The 23,473-nt window shown below is 59.5% G+C and carries 17 protein-coding genes and 2 pseudogenes; 9 read left to right on the top strand and 10 right to left on the bottom strand.

What is annotated here, in order from left to right:
• The 3 genes and pseudogenes from Q0R02_RS03040 to Q0R02_RS03030 all read left to right on the top strand — a co-directional run.
• The coding region (locus tag Q0R02_RS03040; protein WP_293880728.1) for a heavy metal translocating P-type ATPase at window positions 1-2,236 on the top strand (2,236 nt) is incomplete at its 5' end.
• The gene (locus Q0R02_RS03035) at window positions 2,233-2,679 is read left to right on the top strand and encodes a MerR family DNA-binding protein (protein ID WP_293880726.1); all 447 of its coding nucleotides are present in this window, start codon (window positions 2,233-2,235) and stop codon (window positions 2,677-2,679) included. The genes Q0R02_RS03040 and Q0R02_RS03035, both read left to right, overlap by 4 nt.
• 491 nt (window positions 2,680-3,170) lie before the next feature.
• Window positions 3,171-4,102: pseudogene (locus Q0R02_RS03030) on the top strand (IS5 family transposase).
• Here the strand turns inward: Q0R02_RS03030 and Q0R02_RS03025 are convergent.
• A complete protein-coding gene (locus Q0R02_RS03025) occupies window positions 4,018-4,614 on the bottom strand; it encodes a TolC family protein (RefSeq protein WP_293880724.1) in 597 nt (198 codons plus the stop codon). The pseudogene Q0R02_RS03030 and the gene Q0R02_RS03025 overlap by 85 nt on opposite strands.
• Window positions 4,615-5,262: 648 nt before the next feature.
• Between Q0R02_RS03025 and Q0R02_RS03020 the strand changes: the two genes are divergently transcribed.
• Entirely contained in the window at window positions 5,263-7,551 is a 2,289-nt protein-coding gene (locus Q0R02_RS03020; protein WP_293880722.1) for an FdhF/YdeP family oxidoreductase, read from the top strand.
• A gap of 3 nt (window positions 7,552-7,554) precedes the next feature.
• On the opposite strand, the gene fdhD is transcribed toward Q0R02_RS03020, so the two are convergent.
• The 7 genes from fdhD to Q0R02_RS02985 all read right to left on the bottom strand — a co-directional run bounded on the left by fdhD (window position 7,555) and on the right by Q0R02_RS02985 (window position 16,255).
• Entirely contained in the window at window positions 7,555-8,328 is a 774-nt protein-coding gene (gene fdhD / locus Q0R02_RS03015) for a formate dehydrogenase accessory sulfurtransferase FdhD (protein ID WP_293880720.1), read from the bottom strand.
• 78 nt (window positions 8,329-8,406) lie between these two features.
• On the bottom strand, window positions 8,407-10,842 hold the full coding sequence (locus Q0R02_RS03010) for a TonB-dependent receptor (protein ID WP_293880718.1): 2,436 nt from the start codon (window positions 10,840-10,842) through the stop codon (window positions 8,407-8,409).
• A gap of 121 nt (window positions 10,843-10,963) precedes the next feature.
• Window positions 10,964-12,565: a tetratricopeptide repeat-containing sulfotransferase family protein gene (locus tag Q0R02_RS03005; RefSeq protein WP_293880716.1), complete on the bottom strand. Its 1,602-nt coding sequence runs from the start codon at window positions 12,563-12,565 to the stop codon at window positions 10,964-10,966.
• 2 nt (window positions 12,566-12,567) lie between these two features.
• Window positions 12,568-13,959 (bottom strand): M20/M25/M40 family metallo-hydrolase, encoded by a 1,392-nt coding sequence (locus Q0R02_RS03000; RefSeq protein WP_293880714.1) that lies wholly within the window; start codon window positions 13,957-13,959, stop codon window positions 12,568-12,570.
• 29 nt (window positions 13,960-13,988) lie between these two features.
• Window positions 13,989-14,612: a TMEM175 family protein gene (locus Q0R02_RS02995; protein WP_293880712.1), complete on the bottom strand. Its 624-nt coding sequence runs from the start codon at window positions 14,610-14,612 to the stop codon at window positions 13,989-13,991.
• Between the two features lie 49 nt (window positions 14,613-14,661).
• Complete coding sequence (locus Q0R02_RS02990; protein ID WP_293880710.1) at window positions 14,662-15,156, bottom strand: DNA-deoxyinosine glycosylase; 495 nt, start codon at window positions 15,154-15,156, stop codon at window positions 14,662-14,664.
• A 19-nt stretch (window positions 15,157-15,175) separates the two neighbouring features.
• Complete coding sequence (locus tag Q0R02_RS02985; RefSeq protein WP_293880708.1) at window positions 15,176-16,255, bottom strand: LysR family transcriptional regulator; 1,080 nt, start codon at window positions 16,253-16,255, stop codon at window positions 15,176-15,178.
• 54 nt (window positions 16,256-16,309) lie between these two features.
• Here Q0R02_RS02985 and Q0R02_RS02980 point away from each other — a divergent pair, with 54 nt between their 5' ends.
• From Q0R02_RS02980 to Q0R02_RS02970, 3 genes are all read left to right on the top strand, one after another.
• Complete coding sequence (locus Q0R02_RS02980; protein WP_293880706.1) at window positions 16,310-17,488, top strand: GNAT family N-acetyltransferase; 1,179 nt, start codon at window positions 16,310-16,312, stop codon at window positions 17,486-17,488.
• Window positions 17,485-17,916, top strand: coding sequence for a MarR family transcriptional regulator (locus tag Q0R02_RS02975; RefSeq protein ID WP_293880704.1), 432 nt, complete (start codon window positions 17,485-17,487; stop codon window positions 17,914-17,916). Before Q0R02_RS02980 ends, Q0R02_RS02975 begins: the two co-directional genes overlap by 4 nt.
• Window positions 17,917-17,977: 61 nt before the next feature.
• Entirely contained in the window at window positions 17,978-18,742 is a 765-nt protein-coding gene (locus tag Q0R02_RS02970; RefSeq protein ID WP_293880702.1) for an NUDIX domain-containing protein, read from the top strand.
• Here the strand turns inward: Q0R02_RS02970 and Q0R02_RS02965 are convergent.
• Window positions 18,739-19,290, bottom strand: a complete 552-nt coding sequence (locus Q0R02_RS02965) for a hypothetical protein (protein ID WP_293880700.1) — start codon at window positions 19,288-19,290, stop codon at window positions 18,739-18,741. The two genes, Q0R02_RS02970 and Q0R02_RS02965, sit on opposite strands and share 4 nt — an antisense overlap.
• A 176-nt stretch (window positions 19,291-19,466) precedes the next feature.
• On the opposite strand from Q0R02_RS02965, the gene Q0R02_RS02960 reads away from it, so the two are divergent.
• Entirely contained in the window at window positions 19,467-20,006 is a 540-nt protein-coding gene (locus Q0R02_RS02960) for a molybdenum cofactor guanylyltransferase (protein WP_293880698.1), read from the top strand.
• A gap of 83 nt (window positions 20,007-20,089) precedes the next feature.
• The gene (locus Q0R02_RS02955) at window positions 20,090-23,158 is read left to right on the top strand and encodes an EAL domain-containing protein (RefSeq protein ID WP_293880697.1); all 3,069 of its coding nucleotides are present in this window, start codon (window positions 20,090-20,092) and stop codon (window positions 23,156-23,158) included.
• 230 nt (window positions 23,159-23,388) lie between these two features.
• Here Q0R02_RS02955 and Q0R02_RS02950 read toward each other — a convergent pair.
• A pseudogene (locus Q0R02_RS02950) lies at window positions 23,389-23,473 on the bottom strand (integrase catalytic subunit); the annotation flags it as partial.

Here is a 23,473-nt window from a genome sequence, read left to right as displayed (position 1 = left end):
GCATCATTCCGAACACGCCGGCAAACCCTATCATTTTTGCAGCGCTGGATGCCGCGCGAAGTTCATCGCAAAGCCGGATGCCTATCTCGGCGACAACCCGCGCGCCGAACCCATGGCGACGCCTGGGGCGATGTGGACATGCCCGATGCATCCGCAAATTCGCCGGGAAGGGCCGGGCACCTGTCCGATCTGCGGCATGGCGCTCGAACCCGAAGAACCCTCGCTCGATGACACGCCCAATCCGGAATTGGTCGATTTCACGCGCCGACTATGGGTAGCCGGTGCCCTTACGATCCCGTTGCTGATCGTCTCGATGTTTGCCGAAATGACGGGCCTGCATGTCGTCGGCCCTGCGGCCTCTCCCTGGGTACAGCTCGCGCTTACCGCGCCGATCGTACTGTGGGCCGGCTTACCGTTTTTCCAGCGGGGTTGGACCTCGGTCCGCACCTGGCACCTCAACATGTTCACGCTGATCTCTCTCGGCGTGGGTGCGGCATTTCTCTACAGCCTCGTGGCGACGCTCGCTCCCGACCTCTTCCCGGCAACCTTCCGAATGCACGGGGGCATGGTCCCGGTCTATTATGAGGCTGCCGGCGTCGTGGTGACGCTGGTGCTGCTCGGGCAAGTGCTCGAACTGCGCGCGCGCGCCGCCACGGGGCGCGCAATTCGCGCCCTCATGGACTTGGCCCCCAAAATGGCACGCCGGATCGGGCACGACGGGACCGAGGAAGAAGTCGGTCTTGCCGACGTGGCGGTCAGAGACCGGCTCCGGGTTCGCCCTGGTGAAGCTATCCCGGTTGATGGCGTGGTAGTCGAAGGCCGCTCCTCGGTCGATGAATCCATGCTCACCGGCGAACCCGCGCCCGTCTTCAAGGAACTTGATGCCGCTGTCACCGGGGGCACCGTCAACGGCACGGGTAGCCTGGTCATGGAAGCGCGCGCGGTCGGCTCGGATACGATGCTCGCGCGCATCGTCCGCATGGTCGCGGAAGCGCAGCGCAGCCGCGCACCGATTCAGGCGGTCGCCGATCGGGTTTCGGGATGGTTCGTGCCGCTGGTGGTGCTGATCTCGATTGCGACGTTCATCACCTGGTCGCTCGTCGGCCCTGAGCCGCGAATGGGCCATGCCATCCTGAATGCCATCGCCGTGCTGGTCATCGCCTGCCCGTGCGCGCTTGGGCTCGCCACGCCCATGTCGATCATGGTCGGCACCGGGCGCGGCGCGACTGCCGGCGTGCTGGTCAAGAACGCGGAAGCCCTACAGGGGCTGGAGAAGGTCGATACGCTCGTGATCGACAAGACGGGCACGCTCACGGAAGGCAAGCCCAAGCTGATCGCGGTCGAGACAGTCGGCGCGGTCGAGGAAAATGACATGCTCGCGCTTGCCGCGGCCGTCGAAGGACAATCCGAGCACCCGCTCGCCCATGCGATCGTCATCGCCGCGAAGGAACGTGGGCTCCAGCTCGGCACGGTCGCGGACTTTGCCTCGCAAACCGGCCTGGGGGTCAGCGCCACGGTGAACGGCCGCTCGGTCGTGATCGGCAACACGGCGCAAATCAGCCGGATCGGCGCTGATCCCAAGCCGCTCGATGCCGCGGCCGATCGTCATCGTGGCGAAGGGGCGGGCGTCATCCTGGTCGCGATCGACGGCGCTCTCGCTGGTCTGCTCGCGGTCGCCGATCCGGTGCGCGCCTCTGCGCGCGACGCCATTGCCGCGCTTCGCAAGGAGGGTCTGCGCGTCGTCATGCTCACCGGCGACAATCGGGGGACGGCCGATGCGGTCGCGCGCGCCGTAGGCGGTCTCGATGATGTGCGCGCCGATCTCCTGCCGGAAGACAAGGCGCGTATCATCGGCGAGCTGAAAGCGAGCGGCGCCAAGGTCGCAATGGCCGGCGACGGCATCAACGACGCCCCGGCGCTGGCCGCTGCCGACGTCGGTCTCGCGATGGGAACGGGGACGGACGTCGCGATCGAAAGCGCCGGCATGACGCTTACACGCGGCGATCTCTCGGCGATCGTGCGGGCGCGCAAGCTGGCCCGCGCCACGATGCGGAACATCCGCCAGAACCTGTTCTTCTCGTTCCTGTTCAACGGGATCGGCGTGCCGGTTGCAGCTGGAGTGCTCTACCCGCTTGCGGGTATCCTGCTGTCGCCGATGCTAGCCGGTGCGGCGATGGCGCTCTCGTCCTTCACCGTCGTCCTCAACGCGCTGCGGCTCAACGCGGTCAAGCTGTGAACATAGGCGCGGCGTCGGACGCCAGCGACGTGTCTCAACGCATGGTGCGCCACTATGAGAAGATAGGGCTTGTGCCTGCGCCGCCCCGGCGTGGGAGCTACCGCGACTATTGCGACGCCGATGTTCACCGCTTGCGGTTCATCGCCAACGCACGCGACATCGGGTTTCCGATTGATGAAATTCGCACGCTGCTGGGACTCTGGTCCGATCGCGAGCGGTCCAGCGCCGAAGTGAAGGTACTTGCTGAAACAAGGGCGGGCGAGCTGGGCAGGAAGGCCCGTTCTCTGGACGCAATGCGTCGTTCCCTGACGGAACTGGCCCGCACCTGTCACGGCGATTACCGGCCCGATTGTCCAATTATTGATCGTCTTGCTGAATCATATAGCGGTAGTTTTACGCTCGGCGCGGCGGAAGCTCTTTCAAAAAAAAGGAAGGTTAGATGAGCAATACCGGTTATCAATAAACACGATGCGGGTTCGTGCCAATTAAAGTTTTCCCAAAATCCTTTCCCAATTGAAGTTTCCCGAACCGGTCTACTGGATACGGAGTTATGAGATGCGGCAAGCGGCTTTAACGGCCAGTTTCGCAGTCGCGTGGCAATCGCTGGAAAGGCAAGATTGGGCGCGCTCCAGATCGACAGTTTCAACCAACCCGATAGGCGGCTTCCGCCACGAGCGGACGTTCGTCGAAGCGCATCTGAACGACTGGCTTTGGTCGCGAGCTGCCGGGTGTGCCGCGTAGTGCAAGGACAGCTATCCCATATTCGCTAGCCCAAACCAGTCGTAATGGAATCGTTCGATACCCATCATTTTGTGCGATAGCTGAGATATAGCTGTTCGATCCTCAGAACCGGCATAAGCAGGATAAAATCGGTTTTGTTGCAAAACTGACGTTGGGGATTCACGCAGGGAATCGAGCGGGATAGAAGGGCGTGATGCCCGAACCTTCCGGACCTGTGTATCGCACGACGAACTGGCCTGAGTATAATGCGGCACTCAAGGGCCGTGGGTCGCTGGAAATATGGTTTGATCCAGAGATGCACTGGCTCTCGGTGCCTTGTGGTCGTCCTGGTCGCCCGATGCGGTTTTCAGACAGCGCGATCGAGCTGTGCCTGACGCTGAAGACGCTGTTCAACCTGCCTTTGCGGCAAGTGACGGGGTTGGTTGCGAGCCTGATCAAAATGGCGGGACTGGATTGGCCTGTGCCGGATTACACGACGCTGTGCCGACGCCAGAAGACGTTGAAGGTCAACCTTGGCGGGCGGGCCAGCTCGGGCGGATTGCACCTGCTGGTCGACAGCACCGGGATCAAGATGACGGGGGAAGGCGAGTGGAAGACGCGCAAACATGGCGCATCCTACCGTCGCCAGTGGCGCAAGGTGCATCTCGGGATTGATGCTGGAACGCTTGATATCAGGGCCATTGAGGTCACGACGAATGCTATTGGCGATGCACCGACGCTACCCGATCTTCTGGCGCAAATCCCAGGAGACGAGCAGATACTCAGCGTCGGCGGTGATGGCGCTTATGATACCAGGACTGCCATGCCGCTATTGCCGGGCGCGGTGCCAATGCGGTCATCCCGGTCCGCCGCAACGGGCAACCCTGGACGAAAGGCGGCCCCGGCGTCGATGCACGCAATGAAACGCTACGCGTAACAAAGCGGCTTGGTCGTGCCATCTGGAAAAAGTGGAGCGGCTATCATCGTCGCAGTCTGGCCGAAACCAAAATGCACTGCTTCAAACTCTTGGGTCAGCGCGTTGTCGCCCGCACCTTCGATCGTCAGATTACCGAGCTCAAAATCCGTGCTGCAATCCTCAATCGGTTCTCCGAGATAGGAACACCGGTGACCGTCCGCGTCGCATAATATCTGCAACAAAGGGCGGTCGGGCTCTTTTGCAGGTCGTCCAGGCTCGCATCGAGTGACTTCAAAAGGGCCAGGCGCTTCTGGCCGTAATAAAGGTCAATCCAGGCAACAGCTGTTTCCAGGCGGACTGAACGCGCCTCGATCATGCGGTCGGCATCGGCCACACCGATACCCGCCGCCGCCATCGCCGCACGAGCATGGCGCTTGGCCGGGTTTGTGAACTGCTGACTGATGCCAATCGTTCTCATGGTGAAATTGTCGCGGTTGAGCGTGCCAGCGTCGGCGCCAGTTACCGGAAAATCTTTAATCCCGAAGTCGAGCGTCGGGTCAGGCAGGCGGTCGGCCGCGATTGCCGATGACAGTGCAGCCGCAACGCTGGCATCGCGCCCGCGCAGGCTCGGCGCGTCGCCAGCGCGCTTCAGTGCTGCATCATAGGTTAGCGGCGCGGCAAACGCAGTCGTTGCCCAAACCGGCGTGCCGACCGCGCACGCGACCGCCCACATCATCTTCATTTCGAAGTTCCTCGACGAGAAAAAACAGGTGCGAAGCTGACTACGTCAGTGTTCGCGCATTAATTCAGTCGAAGAGCGAGGGGGGATCGGGCTCCGGGGCAGTGTCACGGCCGATTAGCATCGAAGTCGTCGGCCATGTCGCCATAACCGGCCTCGACAAAGACCGAGCGACGAAGGGCTGTGCGTCGAGCGCGACGACGGCGGAACAGCCCGCCATGGCGAAGCAACCCAAAGACATATCCTTACAAGGAACCTTGCCACTGGGAACATCGCGCATGCCAGCGCAGTCGGGCATATCAGTCATAGCTGACGCTTGGGTCGGCGCCATTTCGTGGCATGGCGTCGAAGCGCTGGCCACATCCTGCCCCGCGAGGCCAAAAATGACCGCGTACAAGAACAGGTGACGGATAAGCGCCCTTAACATGCCAAACGGGTGCGGTGGGACATTGCGAAAGTCAATCCGATAATGGTAGTGTTGCGGCCTCCAGCGTATATATTCTTACAGAATTGTGAGGAAGCCAACAGCCCTAACGACGCGATGTGGTAGCGTAGGTGCCTCCTTGAAATAGAGCTGTGTCGGTTGGCTGATGCGGAACGTCGTGCGGTCGTCTATGTTGGAATAAGACAAGAATTGGCAGGTAGGGCGATATGGCGAAGCAGAACAGCGACAAACCCGACCTCACACCGTTCGATGGTCCAGCCGGTGGATGGGGATCAGTGCGCTCGCTTGCTGAAATCCTGCCTCGCGAAAAAGTGTCGCCTGAGGCTTTGCGTGAACTCGTCCGCCAGAATAAGCCCACCGGCTTTCAATGCGTGAGTTGCGCGTGGCCGAAACCTGTCAACAATCACCCAGTCGAATTCTGCGAAGAGGGGGCAAAGGCGACCGCATGGGAATTGACGACGCTGCGCACCACGCCCGAGTTTTTCGAGCAACATACGCTCACCGAATTGCGCACCTGGCGCGATTACGACCTCGAACAACATGGCCGGCTGACACATCCCCTGCGCTATGACGCGCAGTCCGATAAATATGTCGCAGTCAGTTGGGACGAGGCATTTCGTGAGATCGGTGTGGAGCTGAAGCAACTCGCGCCGCCGTCCGTCGTGTTTTACTCGTCAGGTCGGACCAGCCTCGAGGCGTCTTACATGTACGGCCTGATGGCGCGGATGTTCGGCAACCAGAATCTCCCTGACAGTTCGAATATGTGCCATGAATCGACATCGGTGGGGCTGAAGGCGGCGATCGGCGTCCCCGTGGGCACGACCCAGCTCAAAGACTTTGAGCTGTGCGACGCGATCTTATTCTTTGGTCAGAATGTTGGATCAAATTCCCCGCGCATGTTGCACGACCTCCGCTCCGCCAGGAAGCGTGGCGTCGAGATCATTACCTTCAACCCGCTTCGCGAGCGTGGGCTTGAGCGCTTTACCGATCCGCAGAACCCGTTTGAAATGGCGACGCTGCGCGAAACCAACATCTCGACACAATATCATCAGGTAAAGGCGGGCGGCGATATCGCGGCGATGATGGCCATCGCGAAGTTTCTTGTTGAATGGGACGACGAGGCAAAAGCGAACGGTGATGCGCCCGTCCTCGATCACAGCTTCATCGAGCAACATACCAGCGGCTTCGAAGAATTCCTCGCGGCTGTGCGAGCGGCCGATTGGGCAGCCATCTTGCGCGAGTCCGGCTTGTCGAAGGACGAACTAGAACAATCCGCGCGCATTTACGCGAAGTCAAAGGCGGTGCTCGCAATCTATGGCATGGGCCTGACCCAGCACGTCAAGGGCGTGGAAAATGTTCGCATGGTCGTCAACCTCCTGCTTATGCGCGGCAACATCGGGAAGCCGGGCGCTGGCCCCACCCCCGTACGCGGTCATTCGAACGTGCAGGGACAACGCACGGTCGGGATCACCGAAAAGACCGAACTGGTGCCCGTCGATAAACTCGCCGAACAATACGGTTTTTCGCCGCCCCGCACCAAGGGACTCGACACCGTGGAAAGCTGTCGCGGCGTGATCGACGGTTCGGTCAAGGCGTTCATCGCTCTCGGCGGCAACTTCCTACGCGCGGTGCCGGAGACCAAAGCGATGGAAGCTGCGTGGACCAATCTACGGGTTTCGGTCCAGGTCGCTACCAAGCTCAACCGCAACCACTTGTTTCCGGGCGCAGTTACCTACCTTTTGCCCTGCCTTGGGCGCATCGAAAGCGATATGCAGGCAACGGGTGCGCAAGCGGTGTCGGTCGAGGATTCGACCAGTTGCATCCATGGCTCGAAGGGCAAGGCGCAGCCCGCCAGCCCCCATCTTCTGTCCGAACCGGCCATCGTTGCCGGTATCGCCAACCAGATCCTGTCGCCCAACCCGAAGGTCGACTGGGATGCGTGGGTTGCCGATTATTCGACGATCCGCGACGCCATCGAAGAAACCTACCCGCTGGTTTTTCCCGATTTCAACAAGCGCATGTTCCAGCCGGGCGGCTTCTGGAAGGGCAACAAAGCGGCCGAGCGGATCTGGCTCACTAAAACCGGTAAGGCCGAGTTCCTCGTACCATCGGGACTTTCCGCCACCGGGTTCGACGACGCTGCAGGCCGCTATCGCCTGATGACCCTGCGTTCGAACGACCAGTTCAACACCACCATTTATGGCTATCACGATCGGTTCCGCGGCGTGAAGGGAACGCGGGACGTCCTGTTCATGAATTCGGATGATATTGCGCGTGACGGATTGCGCGAGGGGCAGATCGTCGCCCTTGAAAGCGACGCTGGCGACGGAATTACGCGCGTCCGCGAGGGATTGATCGTGATGCCCTACAGTATTCCACAAGGATGCCTCGGTGCCTATTATCCCGAATGCAACGTACTGATGCCAGTGGAACATTTTGCCGAGGAGAGTCATGTGCCTGCGGCCAAATCCGTCCCGGTTCGCATTCGCGTCTGACCTTCAGTCCGGGGTCAACACCGAGTCCGACCGCGCAAGCACGATCAGCCTGATCCCGGTTGCCCTTGCCCGCTCGACGGCAAGGCTGGTCGGCGCGGAAATCGTGACCAGGGTCGGGCAATCGCTCAAAGCCGCCTTTTCGACCAGTTCGTAAGAACAGCGCGACGACAGCAGCGCAAACCCATTGCCCCAGGTCAAACCGCCCCGAAGCATCGCACCAATAAGCTTATCGAACGCATTGTGCCGACCGACGTCCTCGCGAACCACAAGGATTAAGCCTTCGCGGTTGCAAAGCGCTGCGGCATGGGCCGCCCCCGTTGCGAGATTTAGTGGTTGCCGCTCGCGTAAGTGGCCTAGCGCGCGAAAGAGTGCCCTATCGGCAACCGTCTCTTGTTCGGTCACTCGCGGCAGGGGACGAATTGCCTGTTCCAGGTTTTCTATCCCGCACATGCCGCACGAGGAATCCGAAACGCGGTGTCGAAATCGTTCAAACAACCGCTCGCTGCGTTCGGGAATCAGTTCGATCCTCAGGCGGTGACCGATTGCCGTGGTTACTGGCTCGACCGTCAGGATTTCACCCGCTTCTTCGACCAGCCGCTCGCTCCAGACAAAGCCATGGGCGAAATCGATCAGGTCGTCCGGCGTCGCCATCATTACCGCGTAGCCGATCCCATTGATCTCGATCGCGATCGGCGCCTCGACGGCGACGGCACGCATGATCGGCGTGCGTTCGCCGTCGCGGGCGATCCTAATAAAGTTCACATCTCGGTTACGCATCGAACCGCAATACCGCGACTACGTCAAAAGCACGCACGCCAACTTCGCGAGCGATCCACCAAACCGCTTACTCCGACGTCAGAACTTCGCTCCCAGCCTGAACCCGATCGTCCTGGGGGTTACCGGCACGATATAGGTTCGCTTCGTGCAAATGCTGCACTGCTGGTAGCGGGACAGTTGGCCACGCTCGTCAAACGCGTTCTCGACGAACAATTCGGCAGAATATTTGCCGAACTCGGCACCCAGATTGAAGGCAGCCGTCGTAAAGGCTGTCAACTGCCCGAGCGCAAGCTGGTCCGCAGTACGAAGCGCCGAAGGTGCCGAGCTTTGATGCGCAACAAGGGCCTGAACATAGGGCTTTGCCTCGCCCATATCCCAGGTATATCGCGCAATGCCGCTTATCTTCAACTTCGGCGTAATGGGCAGGCTGGTGCCTTTTGGTGCGGTTACGCTGTTGCCCGGGGTGCCGCAATTAGGAACGGCATCGGTACTGCTACACAAGGTCGTCCGCGTTTTTGCATCGGTATAGGCGCCGCTGGCGGTCAAGGTTAGACCTGGGAACGCCTGCCAGTTGATGTCGGCCTCAACCCCCTTGATACGGGCATCGGGTCCGTTCTGAATCTGAGTCAGGCTGAATTGGCCGAGGAAAGCAAACTGGAACGCCTTCCAGTCTTGCCGGAAAACCGCGCCATTGATGCGGAGCTTGCGGTCGAAGAACGAAGTCTTGAACCCTATTTCATAGTTCGTCAGAAAGTCGGCCCCATAAGGGTCGAGCCCCGCACGCCGATTGATGCCGCCAGGACGAAAACCCCGCGACCATGTGCCGTAGAGCAGGATATCTTCGGCAGGCTTCCACGTCAGGTTGACCTTATGAGTGAATCCCTGACCGCTTGCCCGTTTGGGTACGATCGTCGTCGTGGCATTGCCGTTGTTGTCGAAAATCTGCGTGCCGACGTTGGTACAGGGGCTCTGCGCGACGGCACCTTGGGTAACAAGGTTGCCCGCGGCATCCCTGAAACAGCGCCCGACGCCCGGTCCTCCGACCGCGCTGGGAAGGCCGAACCCGTTAAAGCCGTAAAGCGAATTATCATAGATAAACCCGCGGCCCCCGGCAGTCAGTGTGAGATTGGGCAGAATATCGAAACTCGCCTCACCGAACACCGCATAATCGGCGTCGACGCGATCCTGCTCGGTCAGCCAAAGTGTGCCCGGCAAACCATTTACCGATCGATTTGCTGCCAAATTGGCAACCTTGTAATCCTGGAAGATGAAGTGCGTCTGGCGCTGATAGAAAAGTCCTGCGACGACGCGGAAGCGGGCGTCCTGTGGCGATGCAACACGCAATTCCTGGCTCAGTTTGGTGAATTTGTCGTACGCCACGATCCGCTGGCGTGGATCGATGGTATTACCGGCGTCGTCGATGAATGAAAAAAAGCCGGCGTTGCCCCCGTCAGCTGCATAAGCTCGATCATAGGCCTCGGCATAGTCGGTATAGTCGGTAACCGAGTTGACCTTGCGTTCGAGATAGGCCCCCGCATAGGTCAGGTCGAAATTGCCGACCTTGCCGGCAATCGTCAGCGCTCCCTGGATGAAGCGATCGTGATTGCGTTCCGGGTAAAACGTCTGGACTTTCAAGTCGCCGAGCGTGGCATCGTACCCAAAGCGGCCGTGGCTACGCTGATCCTGCCCCATGATCGTCGGCGTGACCGTCCAGTTATCGTCGAGGTCGATTTTAAGCGCGAGCCGACCGCCAGCCGTGTCGACATCGTTGATGTTGTTTTTTACCACCGCGGCGTTGTTGACAGTGATGCCCCCGGGAACAGGAAGAAAACTTCTCGTTCCGGGAACATTGTCGATGAACCCGGCATCGTGCTGATACCAGCCGACGGCACGGATCGCAGCGTTTTCGGTAATTGGGAGATTTATCATCCCCTCGACCTTGCCACCCAGCTTGCCGTGGGCGACGCTCTCGCCCTCGACATCGACCCGTGCTTCGATACCGGCCGTCGATGGCTTGTTGGTAATGATCCGGATGGTCCCGGCTTCTGACGAAGCGCCGTAAAGCGTGCCCTGGGGACCCGATAGTGATTCGATCCGGGCAATGTCATAGATATGGATGTCGATCGCGCCGTCGATGGTCGTGACGGGTTGCTCGTCCAGATAAATGCCGACGCTGGGCAGCGATCCCGAATGGTTGCCATCGCCACCCGAGGCGACGCCACGCATATAAACTTTCGTCGAGCCCGGCGTCGACGCCTGGAACGTCACGCTCGGCAGGAGCGCGGCGTAATCCTTGAAATCAGCGACATTAAGCTGATCCAGCTTTCTCGTGCCGAGGGCTTGGATGCTGATCGGCACGTTCTGGATATTTTCCTCACGCTTTTGCGCGGTGACGATGATGTCGTCTCCCAGTCCCGGCTCGGGAGTGTCAGCGGGAGTCTGGGCAAAAGCCGGAGTGGAGGCAAGCATCGTCGTAGCAAAAAAGGCAGCGATCAGCGTACGGCGCGTCTTCATAAAAACCCCCCAAGGTCAATTTTCATGGCGAAGGTGTTACGGCTGTCGACGTGGGTCAATTACAATTTGCCGCGGTGCGGAATTGACTTTCCGGCGTGGTAATTATGACACAACCGGAAAATCACCAACCCTGAAGTTCAGGCGTTGCTGCCTCGTCCCCCAGCACTTCTTTCAGGGGCCCCAGCCAAGGTTCAAAATTGCGCCATGCCGCAATGCCATCGCGGTTGATCGGGCGGCGCACCTGTTCCGAGGATGCGGTCCGGACGGCGCGGTCGTTTTCATGAAACCGGAGACAATTTTCCTCAAACTCCAGGCCGCAGGCAGCCAGCATTGCGCGGACCTCGCCCTCGGTGTCGTTGACCATGTTTTCATAGATCACGCGGTGAACGCGGCCCGGCTGTATCGCATCGACATGGCTCATCAGCCGGACATAATCCGAATAATAACGCGCCATGTCGTCGAGTGCATAACTGAACGCCTGGCCGCGCGCGTAATGTTGCTTGAAGTTCGAGAAGCAGCAATCGAGGGGGTCGCGGCGCGCGTCGATGATGATGGCATTCGGCAGAATCAAGTGGATAAAGGGGACATGCGCCCAGTTGTTGGGCATCTTGTCGATGAACAGCGGCTTGTCCGTTTGCCGCTGGACCCGCGTCCGTTCAATATAGTTATCGCCCAGTTTGCGCAGGGTGTCGGGCTCAAGTGCAGCCAGCCTTTGCGGATAATCAGGACCGCGCATTGCAAGCAGCGCAATGTCGGGCAGTTCCGACGTTCCCTCGACCTGACTGTGGCTCGACAGGATCTGCTCGATCAGCGTCGAGCCGGCACGCGGCATGCCAAGCACGAAGATCGGGTCGCGCGCCACGCTTCCCTGCCCGGTGCGTTCCCGGAAAAACCGGGGAGTAGCGATGGCAATGGTCCGGTCGACCAGGGTCGTAATCGCCGCGGGCTGATAGTCGAGCGAAACGCGCCTGAGGGCGTTGCCTGCGGCGTAATGTTCGAACGAAAGTCGATACTCACGCTGATCTTCCAGGGCTTTTCCCAGCGCGAAATCGAGATGGAACCGGTCCTCGTCAGTCAGACCCTGCGTAGCCACGGCGGCCAGCATTGCTTCGATATCGGCATGACTGAATTTTACCGTCTTCAAATTGGCGAGGCTCCACCACACTTCGCCGAGCGTCGGTTCGATGGCGATCGCGCGCCGGTAGGCAGCCACGCCATCTTCCTGACGACCGACAGTCTTCAGCATATGGCCGTAGCTCATCCAAACCTTCGGTTGTTCGGGCCGCTTCGACAGCACATCTTCGTAAAGTCCGATAGCTTCCTCAAAACCGCCGATCCGGCCGAGCGCCGCCGCTTTCAGGTTAGTGTGGCCGAGATGTCGGGGCTCCTCGACCAGCAACAGGTCGAGTTCGGCAATCGCATCCGTCGGCCGGTTTTGCCGATACAGGCACGTCGCGAGATTGGCCCGGGCCGCGCCGAACTCGGGTGCAAGTTCCAGTGCCCGTCGAAGCAGGTTCTCGGCGTCGGAGTAACGACCGATTCGCCCTGCCAGCTCAGCCAGCATCCGCATGGCCGCCACGTCAAATGGATCGGCTTTCAAATGTCGACGCAACAGGGGCTCTGCATCGGAAAGCCGATTGTCGTGAAGCGCCAACGCGGCTTCCATCAACAGGGGATCGTGGATACCTGCCGCGATCGACGCTGCCGCGCTGCCCTGCGCCATGACTATTTCGACAAGTCCGTAAACAGGGACAGATAATAGGTTATCGCAGGGGCAATATTGAATATCGGCGTGCGCTCATTGAGGCCATGGCTGAATTCATCCGAATCCTTGATGAAGACCGGGCTTGCTCCATAACTCGGGACCTTGTGATACCGAAACCACATGCTGTCGCTGGCGCCTGAAGACTGGCTCGGGAAGACCGGCACGCCCGGGTAGACCTTGTTCATCGCCTTCTCGACGCCCGCAATGAAATCAGGTCGCATTGGCGATGCGTCGTTGGGCACCGAGCCCTCTGTTACGTTCCTGAACGTCACCGCCGTGTCCGCCGCCACCCGCTGGAGTTCCGCCATGATGTCGTCGGGCTTGTGTCCCGGGAAAATGCGACAGTTGATGTTGGCCGACACCCGTTGCGGCAGGGCGTTGATAGCATGGCCACCGTTGATCATCGTGACCACACAGGTCGTGCCGATCTTGCCAATCGTGGAGGGACTGGCCGTCAGCGCCTTGATCGCCTTTGGGTCGGCAGGGTTGGCAGCAAATGCCCGCATCGCCGCGCCCGTTACCGCATCCTCGTATTTGGCCGCTTGCAGGAAATAGGCGCGCGTCAGTTCACTCACCTCAGGCTTAAACTGATAGTCGCCGATTCGCACCAGCGCCGCCGACAATTGATTAATGGCATTGTCCTTGCGCGGTGCCGACGAATGGCCACCAGGATTGGTCACCGTGGCTTCGAAATCAGCGTAGGTCTTCTCGGCACCCTGCCATGTCCAATATTCGGGCTTTCCGGTTTCCTCGTTCAGCGTCCCTCCGCCACCGTCGATGTTTAGGACGAGATCGGCATTGGACAGCTTGTCGGCGATCAGCGCGCTTGTTTTCATCACGGTCTCTTCGTCGCCTGAGAACTCGATGGTGATGTCGCGCCGTGGCTTGTAGCCGGAACGCTTCATTTCAATCAGCGAAGCGATGGCAATCGTGCCGTCGAGCTTCATGTCAGTGGCACCCCTTCCGAACAGATAACCATTCTCCACGACGGGCACGAAAGGATCGCGTTTCCAATCCGCAGCCTTGGCCTCCACCACGTCCAGATGCCCGGAAATCACGAGTGGCTTCAGCTTGGGGTCGCTGCCCGGCCAGCGCGCGATGATAAATGCGGTGTCGTCGACCCGCGTGATCGTGACATCGGCGTCCTTGAACCCGCCCGTCACGAGTGCCGCCTTGTACAATGCTGCGACTTGCGGCGCCTGGTTGCCCGGTCCACGAACCGATCGCAACGCGATCGCCTGCTTGGCAAGTTCGAGAGCCTGGGTCTCGGCCACAGGATGGCTCGCAGGTGCCGCCTGTGCTGTATTTGCCAGCCCAACGATCCCGAGAGTTGCAAGGATAACGGTCCGCATAAGTGATAATCCTTTAGTGCCGAACGCGATTAAAGCGCGTTTCCGCCCGGTTTAACAGAGGTGACTTCGGCCAAGGCGCGCTCAACGCGACGGTCGGGAACGAGCCATACGATCGCCGTGCCAACATAGATCGCCAATGCGACGGGCGTGCTGATAAAGGAGAATGCTATCCCCGCCAGATATAACATGATCGAGACGTTGCCCTTGCGATCCTTGCCCATCGCCTTGGCAAGGACGGAGTGGGCGCCATCATGGCGTGCCAGCAACGATGCCAGCATGCCATAGGCGATCGCCGTCATCATCAGGATGAAGCCATAGCTTGCGACAGGCGCAGTGGCATGAAAGTTTTCTCCCATCCAGTGCGTTACGAAAGGGATGAGCGATAACCAGAACAGCAAATGCAGGTTGGCCCACATGATCGCGCCTGAGACGCCTTTAGCTACATGAAACATGTGGTGATGATTGTTCCAGTAGATTCCGACATAGACGAAACTCAAGACATAACTGGAAAGCACCGGGAGCGCTGGGAGCAAGTCCAGAAATTCGGTTTCATGGGGCACCTTCAACTCCAGTACCATGATCGTAATGATGATCGCGATGACGCCATCGCTGAACGCCTCGATCCTTCCCTTGCCAATTGCTGTCGTGCGCAAAACCTGTTGCCCCCGCAATCTTTGAGCCCGCTATTAACGCGTTAATGCTTCAGCGAAGAAACTTTGCCAGCTGGTCCCAGGCCGACTGTTTCGCGCCCACGCCGATTGTATGGAGCGGACTGCTCGACGGCAAGGCCACTATCACAAGTGTATCTGCAACCGATGCCAATTGCCGCCGCCCGATGGCAAGCGCCGTCCCGCCGTTAAATCCAATCGCGCGCAATGATCGCAGCGAACGCACCAAACCGGCCAGGTCGTTGGCCGTGACGTCGCGAATCGCGGCGTCGCTACTACCCGTTCGTGAGGCTCTGCCCACGACATCCCATAAGCCGACACCTGCCGCTAACATCGCTGCCAACCGCGCCTCATACTCCAGCATGACAAGATCAAACCCGACAACAGCCGACATCAGGATCCAGAACTGGTTTTGCGGATGCGCGTAATATCGCCCGAGTGCGAGCGATCGGTCGCCGGGGAGGCTGCCAAGAACCAGCAAGCGTGTATTTTCGTTCACGACTGGCGCAAACGACGCCTTCCTGGCCATCGCATCTGGCAACTGCGCCTTAGACACTGGCCAGCTGTGGCGAGATGAACCCTTCAAACAAGTTGACGACGACACTGTCGTTGAAACGCTCCTCGAATTCGTCCGGGTGGATGAACTCATCGGCAAACCAGGGGAACTTCGTCGCGTCGAAGGACTGTTTTAGCCAGTCCAGCGCCTTACGAACCTCAGGGAAACGGACCGAATCCGGATGGTGGACAAGGTACACGTCGCGCCGCAAATGCAGCCCGATATCGAGCGGGTGCGTGCTGCGGCTGAGGGCTCGGGCATAAGTCGGAAGGAATCCGATCCCTGCACCTTTCGCCACCGCCCAGTAATGGGCCGAGCTGGTATTGGTCTTTACAGCAATGATGGTTTCGCGGACCTTGGGATCGACAAAGGCGGACAGCAGATCCGAAGAAACCTGGTCTGCCTCTTGCCAAACCAGCCGATGCTGCGCGGCGTCCAGTATGCTGGTTGGCGTTCCGTGCACACGAAGATAGCCGTCGGAAGCGAAAGGCATCAGGTGCAGCGTCGCGACGCGCTGAACGATCAGGTCGGGACTTGTCGGAGGCACCAACTGGACCGCGATATCGACATCGCGGAACAGGACGTCGGGCGCGTTCATCTCGCAATTGAGGTCGACGCGAATCTCTGGATTGCCGCTTTGGAATTCGACAAGCCGCGGAATTAGCCAGAATGTCCCTATCCCCTCAGTCGCGGTAATGCGCACCTGCGAGGTCCGGGGCGACGTCGCACCCCTTTGCACGCGCTCGGTCGTACGCCCCAGCGCGCGCATCTCACGTGCAATCGACATCAGTTCATGGCCGTCCTGAGTCAACATCACGCCCTCGACGCTGCGCCGGAACAGGGGGCCGCCGATCTGGCGCTCAAGCCGCTCAATCTTGGTCCGGATCGTGTTCAGCGAAACACCCGCAGTATTCGCTGCCGCACGAAAACTCCCGGCCTCGGCAACCACCAGAAACAAGCGCAAATTGTCCCACGACAGCTTGTCCAGATTGTTAACTCGGCGCGGTGATGGTGCAATTTCCTGAACACCATGTGTCCCATTTTGGATCACTGACGTGCGACGCGAGATCATTACAGACTGGCTCCAGGCACCGTTATCGACTGTGCGACGATCAAGGGAACGACAATGCACGCGCCAGCCGAAAAGTCCTGCAGCGCTTCTGGATATAACACTGTCGCTTTTAGCGAGAAATTTCAACATCTCGTAAAGAAACAGGCGGGACGGACAGCAAAAGTTTCGCTTCCGGTTAAGTCGACCGAGTTAAAGCACCTGATCGAAACCGTCGGCCAGACAATGGGCCTGGCCGCTTCGCATGAAACGATCGAACGCGTTTTACGTCACAATCCCGAGACCATCCGAGTCATGGTCGGTGACGAACCTCGCAGCACCGAACTTCTTGCTTACCTACCCCTGACGGTGAAGGGGTTGAATGCGCTCACTAATAACAGACTCGACCGGGCAGACCCCGATCTGGACCATCTGACGCAGGCGGGTGAACGCCCCGTCGCGCTTTACCTTTGGTGTGTTCATGCGCCGCGAAATTTCGTGTCGGTAATCGGCGCGATGACCGCGCATTTTTCGCAAATTGCACCCGATGGTGTGCCTTTGTTTGCCAGCGCCGCGAACGCGCACGCGGCAAGAGTTTTCAAGAGGCTCGGCTTTAAACCGGGCATCGATCTGTTTCCGCGAATCGCGCCCGATATTCTTGTTGTCCTGCCGCAGGCGGTAGGTGACGGCGCATCTATCGAACCGGGCGCGATGGCGACCCGCGTTGGTCGCAACATGGATGACGTTATGCGCGTGTTCGCAATCAGGGCCGCAACCTATATGTCTGAACAATCCTGTCCGTACGAAGAGGAGTTCGACGGCAACGACTTTTGCGCCGCTCACATCATCGGCGAAATCGACGGCGAACCTGCGGGCTGCATCCGCATCCGTTTCTTTGCCGATTTCGTGAAGTTCGAGCGGCTGGCGGTCCGGCCCGAGTTCCGCAATTCGTCAATGGCGTTCCGATTAGTACGCGCTGCGATCGAATATGCACGGCGCAAGGGCTTCCACACCGTTTATGGCCATGCCCGCGCCGACCTGATCGGGTTCTGGCAGCGTTTCGGATTTCAGGCCCTTGCCGACCGGCCGACGTTTGCGTTCTCCGGGGTGCCCTATGTCGAGATGGCAGGGACGATACCGCACACCAACAGAGCGCTGCACATTGGCGATCCACCCCTGCAATTGATCCGTCCCGAAGGCCTGTGGGACAGTCCGGGACCGCTTGACGGCGGACGCCTTCGCCGGGCAGCGGCATGAGCCGACACCGCTCAATTTTCCTTGTCGACGCCCTGCCCGGCGACGCGCTGATCGATGGCGAGGTGATCGATGTTGTTCGGGGCGTGCTAGACAAGGAAAAGGCCAGCCCAATCGACCGCGCCCGCGCCATCTATCGCGGTCGGCGCGCGCGAAACCGGCATTTCGACGACAGCCTGTTTGCCGAACCCAGTTGGGACATATTGCTCGACCTGTTCATTGCCGATGGGGTTGGTCGTTCGGTGACAGTATCGAGCGCGTGCATCGGCGCAGCGGCGCCCCATGCCACCGCGCTCCGCCACCTTGGCATGATGCAGCGCAAGGGGCTGCTCGAGAGGAGCGCCCACCCGAACGATGCCCGTTGCCAGCAAGTGCGTATCAGCGCGACGGCCGCAGCGTCGATGCGCGGGCTGCTCGCGAACCTGCCCTAACCGACCGCTCTCTCGGCTAAAGGACCTTTCGAGGGTCTGAATGCTTGTTTAGAAGGTCGGTATGCAAACCGCGATCCCCGCCGCTACGCTGATCGTCTTTCGCCGAGGCGCCCACCCCGTCGAATTACTCTTTGTCGAACGTGCCGGATCCATGACTTTTGCCGCAGGTGCCATCGTATTTCCCGGTGGCCGGGTCGATCCTGGTGACCGCATGATGGCGGCGCAAGGTTTCCCGCACCTCGATCTCGATGACGCCGCCGCGCGCATCGCGGCCATTCGCGAGACGATCGAGGAAGCGGGCGTGGTCATCGGGTTGCGGACTGCGGGTGGCGGCGCGATCAATGCGGAAATGGCCAGGCGATTACAGGCTCATTTGCATGAGGGACAGGTGTTCGCGGATATCTTGGGTGCCCACCAGCTCGAGATCATGCCTGAGGCGCTTCAGCCATTTGCACGTTGGCGTCCGAACTTTTCCGAACGGCGGATTTTCGACGCGCGATTCTACCTCGCGGAACTTCCCCGTGGAGCTCCCATGGCCCTTGTTGACGCAACCGAAAATGTCCGCTTGTTCTGGGCATCCGCGCAGCAGGTCCTCGACGATGCGCGGGCTGGACTGGTCAAGATCATCTTTCCCACCCGTCGCAACCTGGAACGCCTCGCCCAGTTCGCCGATTTCGAAACAGCACGGGCCGATGCCCAACATTATGCACCCGATCTCATCACGCCGTGGGTCGAGGACCGTGACGGCGCGCCCCATCTCTGTATCCCCGAAGACCGCGGCTATCCGATCTGTGCAGAACCGATGGTCGACGTGCTGCGCGGCTAGTGGGGAAGTGCCGTCACATCGACCTTGTCGACCCACTCGGGATAAAAACCAGGCTCGCGGTTCGACCAGCCCGGGGCCGTGGCCGCCGCTTCGCTGATCGACTGAAGTAATGTCCTCCGCAATTCCGGATGCAGATGTGGCATCGATGCAGCGGCGCAAAACGCGCCGGGCAACCAGGGCCGGACACCCGCACCGATCAGCCTTTCATAAAGGAAACGGTACGATCCAAAGCTGTCGAGCCGCCCCTGCCCCAGATCAAAAGCCGTCATCGTCACGAGCGGTGCCATAAATGGTTCGATACGGTCCAAACCGCTGTCATCGGGAACCACGGCACGAATGTTGTCGAGGCGCGCGTAAATCCTGAGCTGCGCCCTGATGCTGGCCGATTCCACGATGTCACGAGACCAGATGCCAAGCGGATCGCCGCGCCTAAGCCCGATGTCGAGCGAGCGTCGAATGTAGCGCTGCGTCCCGCTGTTGAAAGCCGCGAATTCGCGAATTTCGGAGAGCGTCAGCGCGCCGTCCGCATATTTTGCCTGTGCACCCATAAGACTGCCCCTTGAAAACACGACCAACTCTCATTGCAGAATGCGCCGGGATGGTTAGCGAGAGCTTAACGCAACGATTAAAAGACATGGCATCATATTACGTGCTGCGCTGCAACATCTATTTTGAACGAGGAAACTCGTTCCCCGCATCGATCAATATGCGATAGGGACGCGAGATGAGAATTCTTGGTGCGATCATCGCGGGCGGACAATCGCTGCGTTTCGGCAGTGACAAGGCGCATGCGCTGCTTGATGGTCGCCGTCTCATCGAAATCGTGGCGCTTGGGCTGAAAGTGCAGGTAGAGGCGTCCGTCGTCTGCGGTCGAACATTTGAGGATTTGATAGCGTTGAGGGATCGACCGGTCACCGGTCTCGGACCGCTCGGCGGGCTGTGTGCTGCGCTTCATCTCGCGAACTTCAACGGCTATGACGCGGTGTTATCGGTGGCCGCAGATATTGTGCCGATACCACCGCAACTAGCCGAATGGCTCGTTGAGCAATCCGACGGAGCCAGGCGCCCCGCTGTAATTAAAGGACAGCATTTGATCGGCCTCTGGCCCGCCGCCCTGTCCGAACGGCTCGACCAATACTTGCAAACGCCTCTCGATCGCTCTCTGCGAAGCTGGATCGCGGCTTGTGGAGCAATCCCCATATCGGTTCCGGTGGTATTCACCAATATCAACTCGCGCGAAGACCTGCAGCGGGCAAAAGCCTAACCGTTCAAAGTCGAACGTCTTCACGCTTCGGAAATGAAGAATCGTTAACCCGCATGGTGGGTGGGTCTCGACGGATTGTGAAAATGGCAAGATTGGGGTTCTGGCAAGGCAAGCGCGGAGTCCCGGCCAACCATGAGCATGGCTTCATCGACGCGACGTCGCCCGTAGCCGACGAACAAAATGGTTCTCGCCTTGCCTCTGCCGCGCGCGCCGAACGAGTGATGCTTCTGGAAAATTATGAAGAGTCGGGCCAAGGTTGGTTCTGGGCGACTGACTGCGACGGAAACCTCACCTATCTGACCGAAGGCGTGGCTTCACTACTTGGCGAGCAACCGGGTTGCGGCATCGGGGTCGCCTTCACTGACCTGTTCCTGCATGCCGCGACCAGTGCCGAAGCTCCCCGCTCCCTGCCGTTCATCCTGACCAAAAGGTCGAAGCTCGAGAAGCTGACCCTGCGCGGGATCGTTGCCAGCGAAGAACGCTGGTGGTCAGTATCGGGGCGCCCCCATTTCGATGCCGCCGGTCAATTCACAGGTTATCGCGGCAGCGGCGTCAACATTACCGAACAGCGAAGAACGTCCGAACATGCATCGATGCTGGCAATGTACGATTCGCTGACCGGACTGCCCAACCGGTTACGCATGTCCGAAACGCTCGAGGCAAACCTGATCGCTCTTGAACATCAAAAACGATCGTGCGCCATCATGCTGATCGATCTCGATCGTTTCAAGCAGGTCAACGATACTCTGGGACACCCCGCTGGCGACGACCTGCTGAAACAGGTTGCCGACCGTCTCCTGCGTATCGTCGCTGATCGTGAGCACGTCTTTCGCCTGGGGGGTGATGAATTCCAGATTATCGTGCGCAATTGCGACGACCGGGAGGCTCTGGGCGACCTGGCGAACCGGATCATCGCCAGCCTTTCCCAACCTTATTCGGTCAAGGGCAGCCGTTGCATTATCGGCGCATCGGTCGGCGTCGCCGTCAGCCCCGTCGATGGCCGCACGTCCGAGGAACTAATTCGCAATGCCGACCTGGCCCTTTACGCCGCCAAGGACGGCGGCAGAGGGCGGTTCCGGTTCTTTTCGCAGGAATTGCTCCAGACCGCCGAGGAGAAGCGCGTTCTTGAAGAGGATCTGCGCGACGCCCTGGGCAACGATGAGATCAAACTGTTTTATCAGCCAATCGTCAACGCCTCGACTAACCGCATTACGGGCGTAGAGGCTCTCGTCCGCTGGCACCATCCAACGCGCGGGCCGATTTCCCCGGCGCTTTTTATTCCAATCGCCGAGGAAGCAGACCTTATCGAGCGCCTTGGTGAGTGGGTGTTGCGCAAGGCTTGCGAGGATGCCGCCGCGTGGCCGGGAGGCTTGCGCGTATCGGTGAACGTTTCACCTATTCAGTTCACGAACAACGCGTTGCCGGGCATTGTGTTGTCGGCGCTGGCAACATCCGGACTGTCGGCGGACCGGCTCGAGCTGGAGATCACAGAGGGCGTGTTCCTGAGCGAATCGACCGAAACCGACACGATGTTCGCGACGCTCAAGGGGATCGGCGTCCGTTTGGCGCTCGATGACTTCGGCACCGGTTATTCGTCGCTGAGTTATCTTCGCACCGCACCGTTCGACAAGATCAAGATCGACCAAAGCTTCGTGCGTGCCGCCACCCTGCCAAAGTCTCGAAATCGGGCAATCATTGCAGCGATCGTTGCCCTGGCCGAGGCGCTCGGCATGGAGACGACCGCGGAGGGGATAGAATCGCATGACCAGTTGGAACTCGTCCGCAAGCTCCGCGTCACCAACGTCCAGGGCTTTATTTACAGCAAGGCGGTTTCGTTTGACGAGATGACCGAGCGTCTCTCGAACGGCGAATGGGACTTGGCCCCGATCGGTCCGGCCAAACAGCGTTCGGACAGGCTTTCGATGTACCGGACTGTTGGTGCCATCTATGGCAACCATTTTCGTCCTGTGCTGATTCGCAACCTGTCGGAATCGGGTGCGCTGATCGAGGGGCTAATGGACGTGCCCGTTGGCGGCCTGCTCTTGCTGGACTTTGGCGAGGGGCAGCTAGCATTTGCCCGCGTGCGCCGCACTCGCACTGGCAAATACGGCGTCCAGTTCGAGCAGCAGATGGTCAGCGACGGCGAAGGCGGATTATGCACCAGCCACCGCGTTTCCCCGTATCTGTTAAACCAGCTTGGCCTGCCGTCGCCAAACTCAGCGGGAAGGACGCCGGTCCCAGAGCTCGGGGAGAAGTCAGCCCTCGCAGCCTTGCGCAACAAGCTTGGATTGGACCGAATTCAGGTCGATTTCGAACATGACACCGTCCCGGATGAAGAGGTAAACGCTCAGAGCGGTTCGCATGCGATCGGCCGGTCGGGCGGGCCGACGATGCGTTCCTTGTCGTTGCGCTATCTTGATCATCTGGCCAATGACGGGCAACGCCGCGAAATTGACGCGCGTTATCTAAACGACGATATTCTGCCCCGATTTGGCCACCTGAGTTTGGACGCAATAGCACCGACGCAGATCACCGAATGGCTTGGTGCCAAGGTTCGGGAGAACGGTTATTCACCGGCTAAGGTCAGCCGCCTGCAGGGGATCATGGGCCAGATGTATGTCCTTGCCATGCAATGGGGTTTGCCCGCGGACAACGTAGCGCTTCAGAGCATATCGCTGTTTAATCGAAATTCCCGCGAGCGGTCGCTGACGATCGACGAGGTCGCCCGCCTGAATACAGCGACGCAGGCAAGTCCCAACCCTCAGCTTAAGAATATCGTATCGCTGTTAATGATGACCGGGACGCGCCAGCGTGAACTGTTCGAGGCGTGTTGGGATCAGATCGATCTGGAAAAACGGGCTTGGCGCATCCCGGCGGCGGTCGCAGCGAATACCCGCACGGTAACGCTATCGGCGGCAGCTGTAGGCTTGCTAATCGACCTGCCCCGCTACGAGGAGTGTTCTTATCTGATCGTCAATCCAACGACGCGAAAGCCGTTTCGCTCGCTACACGCTAGCTGGGACAGCGCACGGAAAAAGGCAGGCCTGGCGGACGTGGAAATCGACGATCTCCGTCACAGTGCGCCTCATGAAGCCGGTGCCGACAGTATCCCGATCGATCCGATCAAGGCGGCCTTCGGTCGTAGAGGGTAATTGGACGGACGACGACTGGTTACGATGGTTAATTAGAATTGATTTGTTAGCGGCTTGATTGGGAAGAAGTTACGGTCGAGATCCTAATTCGGAATCAAGTTATTGGCAGACATCTAACCGTGTTTGCAATATATATAATCGCCTTGCCGATGATCTCATCCGGCTTGTGTTTCCTGAACGGCATTCAACGTCTCCTTGACCGGCCCCCACTGAGTGGTCCGTGTTGATTGTTAGTGCATTGTTGCCTCCATCGCCAGTGTCGGTCGGAGGTGGAGCGTAGCGAAACCGGAGGGCGGCAGTGGCGATGGAGCGGCT

This window comes from Sphingomonas sp. (assembly GCF_025353885.1).
In the GTDB taxonomy this organism is placed as follows: domain Bacteria; phylum Pseudomonadota; class Alphaproteobacteria; order Sphingomonadales; family Sphingomonadaceae; genus Sphingomonas_O.
This window is presented reverse-complemented; position numbering and strand designations above follow the sequence as displayed.

What these genes read in the sequence shown, in the direction of transcription:
- Q0R02_RS03025 (WP_293880724.1), bottom strand. Translation starts at nt 4,614, where the DNA reads ATGAAGATGATGTGGGCGGTCGCGTGCGCGGTCGGCACGCCGGTTTGG.
- Q0R02_RS03020 (WP_293880722.1), top strand. Translation starts at nt 5,263, where the DNA reads ATGGCGAAGCAGAACAGCGACAAACCCGACCTCACACCGTTCGATGGT.
- fdhD (WP_293880720.1), bottom strand. Translation starts at nt 8,328, where the DNA reads ATGCGTAACCGAGATGTGAACTTTATTAGGATCGCCCGCGACGGCGAA.
- Q0R02_RS03010 (WP_293880718.1), bottom strand. Translation starts at nt 10,842, where the DNA reads ATGAAGACGCGCCGTACGCTGATCGCTGCCTTTTTTGCTACGACGATG.
- Q0R02_RS03005 (WP_293880716.1), bottom strand. Translation starts at nt 12,565, where the DNA reads ATGGCGCAGGGCAGCGCGGCAGCGTCGATCGCGGCAGGTATCCACGAT.
- Q0R02_RS03000 (WP_293880714.1), bottom strand. Translation starts at nt 13,959, where the DNA reads ATGCGGACCGTTATCCTTGCAACTCTCGGGATCGTTGGGCTGGCAAAT.
- Q0R02_RS02990 (WP_293880710.1), bottom strand. Translation starts at nt 15,156, where the DNA reads ATGGCCAGGAAGGCGTCGTTTGCGCCAGTCGTGAACGAAAATACACGC.
- Q0R02_RS02985 (WP_293880708.1), bottom strand. Translation starts at nt 16,255, where the DNA reads ATGATCTCGCGTCGCACGTCAGTGATCCAAAATGGGACACATGGTGTT.
- Q0R02_RS02980 (WP_293880706.1), top strand. Translation starts at nt 16,310, where the DNA reads ATGCACGCGCCAGCCGAAAAGTCCTGCAGCGCTTCTGGATATAACACT.
- Q0R02_RS02975 (WP_293880704.1), top strand. Translation starts at nt 17,485, where the DNA reads ATGAGCCGACACCGCTCAATTTTCCTTGTCGACGCCCTGCCCGGCGAC.
- Q0R02_RS02970 (WP_293880702.1), top strand. Translation starts at nt 17,978, where the DNA reads ATGCAAACCGCGATCCCCGCCGCTACGCTGATCGTCTTTCGCCGAGGC.
- Q0R02_RS02965 (WP_293880700.1), bottom strand. Translation starts at nt 19,290, where the DNA reads ATGGGTGCACAGGCAAAATATGCGGACGGCGCGCTGACGCTCTCCGAA.
- Q0R02_RS02960 (WP_293880698.1), top strand. Translation starts at nt 19,467, where the DNA reads ATGAGAATTCTTGGTGCGATCATCGCGGGCGGACAATCGCTGCGTTTC.
- Q0R02_RS02955 (WP_293880697.1), top strand. Translation starts at nt 20,090, where the DNA reads ATGGCAAGATTGGGGTTCTGGCAAGGCAAGCGCGGAGTCCCGGCCAAC.